This window comes from Microvirga sp. P4_G7 (assembly GCF_056401005.1).
Genome location: NZ_JBFUKD010000294.1, coordinates 1 through 4,380, shown reverse-complemented (window position 1 = coordinate 4,380; position 4,380 = coordinate 1). Strand labels below are relative to the sequence as shown.

At 63.0% G+C, this 4,380-nt stretch carries 3 protein-coding genes; 2 read left to right on the top strand and 1 reads right to left on the bottom strand.

The genetic code is table 11. The annotated features are described in order from the left end of the window. Positions 1–661: aspartate carbamoyltransferase catalytic subunit (locus tag AC1DT3_RS13090; protein WP_477465688.1), on the bottom strand; the 661-nt coding region annotated here is incomplete at its 3' end. 121 nt (positions 662–782) lie between these two features. Here AC1DT3_RS13090 and AC1DT3_RS13085 point away from each other — a divergent pair. Then, positions 783–2,435, top strand: coding sequence for an acyl-CoA dehydrogenase family protein (locus AC1DT3_RS13085; RefSeq protein ID WP_477465687.1), 1,653 nt, complete (start codon positions 783–785; stop codon positions 2,433–2,435). 139 nt (positions 2,436–2,574) lie between these two features. Beyond that, positions 2,575–4,380, top strand: a 1,806-nt coding sequence (gene topA / locus AC1DT3_RS13080; RefSeq protein WP_477465686.1) for a type I DNA topoisomerase, incomplete at its 3' end; no start/stop codon positions are given.

Genomic DNA, 4,380 nt, shown 5'->3' with positions numbered 1-4,380 from the left:
CCCGAAGGCCGCGCCGCATGTCCGTGTGCATCTCGAAACCGAGCCGATCGATCCCCGGCGGCAGCAAAGTCGAAGGAGCGACGAGCCGCACGAACGCGCCCATCGCCGCGAGCAGGATCATGTTCGAACGCGCGACGCGGGAATGCAGGATGTCACCGCAGATCGCGACCGTTAGGCCCTCGAGCCGTCCCTTGTTGCGGCGGATGGTCAGCGCGTCGAGCAACGCTTGCGTCGGATGCTCATGCGCGCCGTCGCCGGCGTTGACGACCGAGCAATCGACCTTCTGCGCCAGAAGGTTCACAGCGCCGGCGGCATGATGCCGGACGATGATAAGATCCGGCCGCATGGCGTTGAGCGTCGCGGCGGTGTCGATCAGCGTTTCACCCTTCTTCACCGACGACGACGCCACCGACATGTTCATGACATCGGCGCCGAGGCGCTTGCCGGCGATCTCGAAGGACGATTGCGTGCGGGTGGAAGGCTCGAAAAAGAGATTGATCTGCGTCCGGCCGCGGAGGGTCGATTTCTTCTTCTCGATCTGACGACTGACCTCGACCTGCTTGTCAGCGAGATCGAGCAACGCCTTGATATCGAGAGGGGAAAGCCCCTCGATTCCGAGCAAATGACGATGGGGAAAAAACGGGGGGTGCGATGCGCTCATCTTAAGTGACTGGCTATAGGCGGAGTCGAGTTCAGCGGCAAGTGAAGTCTCGTCATGCGTAAGGCCCTCGGCCTGCGGCGACGCCGCCATATAACTCCTGGAACGATGCCCGGAGTGCACAATGCCCTCATCCCGAACAACCGATCCCCATGAGGTGATCAATCAGAGTCCCCCGTTGGGGGACATCAACCTCGTGCTGTCCAACCAACCGTTGATCGACGCCTTGAAGGCTGGTGGCGTCGACGCGCAAGACGCAATGAGCGATTTCGGAACGGGTTGGGGAGCTGCGGACCGGTTCGAACTCGGCCGATTGGCAAACGAGAATCCGCCGAAACTCCACACTCACGATCCTCGCGGCTTTCGCCTCGACATGGTCGAATTCCACCCGGCCTACCACGCGCTGATGCGCATGAGCATGGGCGACGGCCTTCACGCCTCGACGTGGGAGGAAAGCGCGCCGGAACCACCCATGGCGCAGGGTCACCTCGCCAGGGCGGCACGTTTGTACACGATCGCGGGCGTCGAGAGCGGGCATGTCTGTCCGATGACGATGACACATGCTTCGGTTGCGGCGCTTGCCGCCGCCCCGGATCACCTCCAGGAGTGGCTGCCGAGGATCCGCTCACGGTCCTACGACCCGAGTTTTCGGCCATTCTGGGAAAAGTCTTCGGTGACGCTCGGGATGGGCATGACCGAGAAACAGGGCGGCACCGACGTTCGCGCCAATACGACCCGCGCCGACCACGCCGGGAACGACGAATATCGCCTCAGCGGCCACAAGTGGTTCATGTCCGCGCCCATGTCGGACGCGTTTCTCGTACTCGCCCAGGCACCCGGCGGGCTGACCTGCCTTCTTCTTCCGCGCTATCGCCCTGACGGCAGCGTCAACGCCCTGCATTTCCAGCGCCTCAAGGACAAGCTCGGCAATCGCTCGAACGCTTCTTCGGAGGTGGAATTCAACGATGCCTTCGCCTGGCGCATCGGCGAGGAGGGCAAGGGCGTTCGCACCATCATCAATATGGTGCAACTCACCCGTCTCGATTGCGCCGTCGCCTCGTCCGGCCTCGTCCGCATGGCGCTGGCGCACGCCGTACACCATGCGCGGCACCGAAGCGTTTTCCAGCGCAAGCTGATCGACCAACCCGCCATGCAGAGCGTGCTCGCCGATATCGCCCTCGACGTCGAGGCGATGACTGCGCTCACCATGCGCCTCGCCCGCAGTTTCGACGGCGCGGCGTCCGATGAAAGCGAAGCCGCACGCGCGAGGATCATTACGCCCGCGGCCAAGTTCGGAAGCTGCAAGGCCGCTCCCCGCCTCATCTACGAGGCCATGGAGTGTCTCGGCGGCAACGGCTACGTCGAGGAGAGTCCCCTGCCCAGGCTCTACCGCGAGGCGCCCGTCAATGCGATCTGGGAGGGGTCCGGCAACGTCATTGCGCTCGACATCCTGCGAGCGGCTGAACGGGAGCCAGACGCCGCCATGTCCGTGCTGGAGCAAGTGGCAGGCGAAGCCTGGACGCTTCCAGGCGTGCCCGAAACGGCGGATCTCATCCAGAAATCCCTTCGCGCCTCCGATGCCGAAGCACGATCACGCTTCGTCGCCGATCGCCTCTTCTCGCTGGCCGCCGCGGCAGCCTTGATCGAGGCCGCGCCCGGGGAAATTGCCGAGACTTACGCAGCGACGCGGCTTGCCAAGCCTGCCCTCATGCCCGGCGCGAATGTGCTCGGGCACACGGTCAAACCCTTGCTGAACCGGGCTTTATCGCCCACATAGGGGGAGCTCGGCCAAGTCCGATTTGACTTGTCGACGATCATCCACCACTTATCCGCACCCTGTGGCAGTCGGGGCTGACTGTCGTTCTTGTCGTCGCGACAGCACCCCGTTTTCGCGACTACTTGCCAGGAATACGTTCATGAAAGTCGTCGTCGTCGAGTCGCCCGCAAAGGCTAAGACGATCAACAAATATCTCGGCAAGGACTACGAGGTCCTGGCCTCCTTCGGTCACATCCGCGATCTGCCGGCGAAAGACGGCTCGGTCGACCCGGATGATGATTTCCGCATGGTTTGGCAGTTGGAAGACCGGGGCTCGAAGCGCCTGTCGGACATCGCCAAGGCCTTGAAGGGTGCCGACAAGCTCATTCTCGCGACCGATCCGGATCGCGAAGGCGAAGCCATTTCTTGGCACGTGGTCGAGGCGCTGCGCGAAAAGAAGGCACTCAAGGGCCTTCCGATCGAGCGCGTGACCTTCAATGCGATCACGAAGGATGCCGTTCAGACGGCCTTGCGCCAACCGCGCGAGATCGATCAGGCCCTGGTCGACGCCTATATGGCGCGCCGCGCCCTCGATTATCTCGTGGGATTCAACCTGTCGCCGGTTCTCTGGCGCAAATTGCCCGGCGCTCGTTCGGCCGGCCGCGTCCAATCGGTCGCGCTTCGTTTGGTCTGCGATCGCGAACTCGAAATCGAGACGTTCCGGGCGCGGGAATATTGGTCGCTGATCGCCACGCTCGCGACGAAGGACGGCGGTATCTTCGATGCTCGTCTCGTCGGCGCCGACGGGAAAAAGATCACCAGCCTCGATATCGGCAAGGGCGATGAAGCCGAGGCTTTCAAGCGCGACCTCGAACTCGCGACGTTCACGGTTGCGACTATCGAAGCGAAGCCCGCCAAGCGCCACCCGTATCCGCCGTTCACCACCTCGACCCTTCAGCAGGAAGCGTCCCGCAAACTCGGCCTCGCACCTGCGCAGACCATGCGTGTGGCGCAGCGCCTCTATGAAGGCGTGGATATCGGCGGAGAGACGGTCGGTCTCATCACCTACATGCGAACCGACGGCGTCGACATGGCGCCGGAAGCTGTGCAGGCCGCGCGCCGGGTGATCGGCAAGGAATACGGCGACCGTTACGTCCCGGGTGTTCCGCGCAAGTACACCACCAAGGCGAAGAATGCGCAGGAAGCGCACGAAGCCGTGCGTCCGACGGACATGAGCCGCCTGCCGAAATACGTCGCGAAATATCTCGAGCCTGAACAGGCGCGACTGTACGAGTTGATCTGGATCCGCACGATCGCGAGCCAGATGGAATCGGCCGAACTCGAGCGCACCACCGCCGACATCGCGGCGGTCGTCGGCCCGCGCAGGCTCGACCTGCGTGCCACCGGTCAGGTGATCAAGTTCGACGGCTTCCTGACGCTCTACCAAGAGGGCAAGGACGACGAGGGCGACGAGGACGAGGGACGCCTGCCGCCGATGAAGGCGAACGATTCCCTGGAGCGCCGCCGCATCGCGGCCACGCAGCACTTCACCGAACCGCCGCCGCGCTTTTCCGAAGCGAGTCTCGTCAAGCGCATGGAAGAGCTCGGCATCGGCCGCCCGTCAACCTACGCCGCCGTGCTTCAGGTTCTTCGCGATCGCGAATACGTGCGCATCGACAAGAAGCGCCTTGTTCCCGAGGACAAGGGCCGTATCGTCATCGCGTTCCTGGAAAGCTTCTTCCGCAAATACGTGGAATACGACTTCACGGCCGATCTCGAAGAGCAGCTCGATCGTGTCTCCAATCACGAGATCGATTGGAAGCAAGTGATGCGGGATTTCTGGAAAGATTTCTCCGCCGCTATTGCGGGCACGAAAGAACTGCGCACGACCGAAGTTCTGGATGCGCTCAACGAACTGCTCGGCCCGCATATTTTCCCGGACAAGGGCGACGGCTCGAACCCGCGC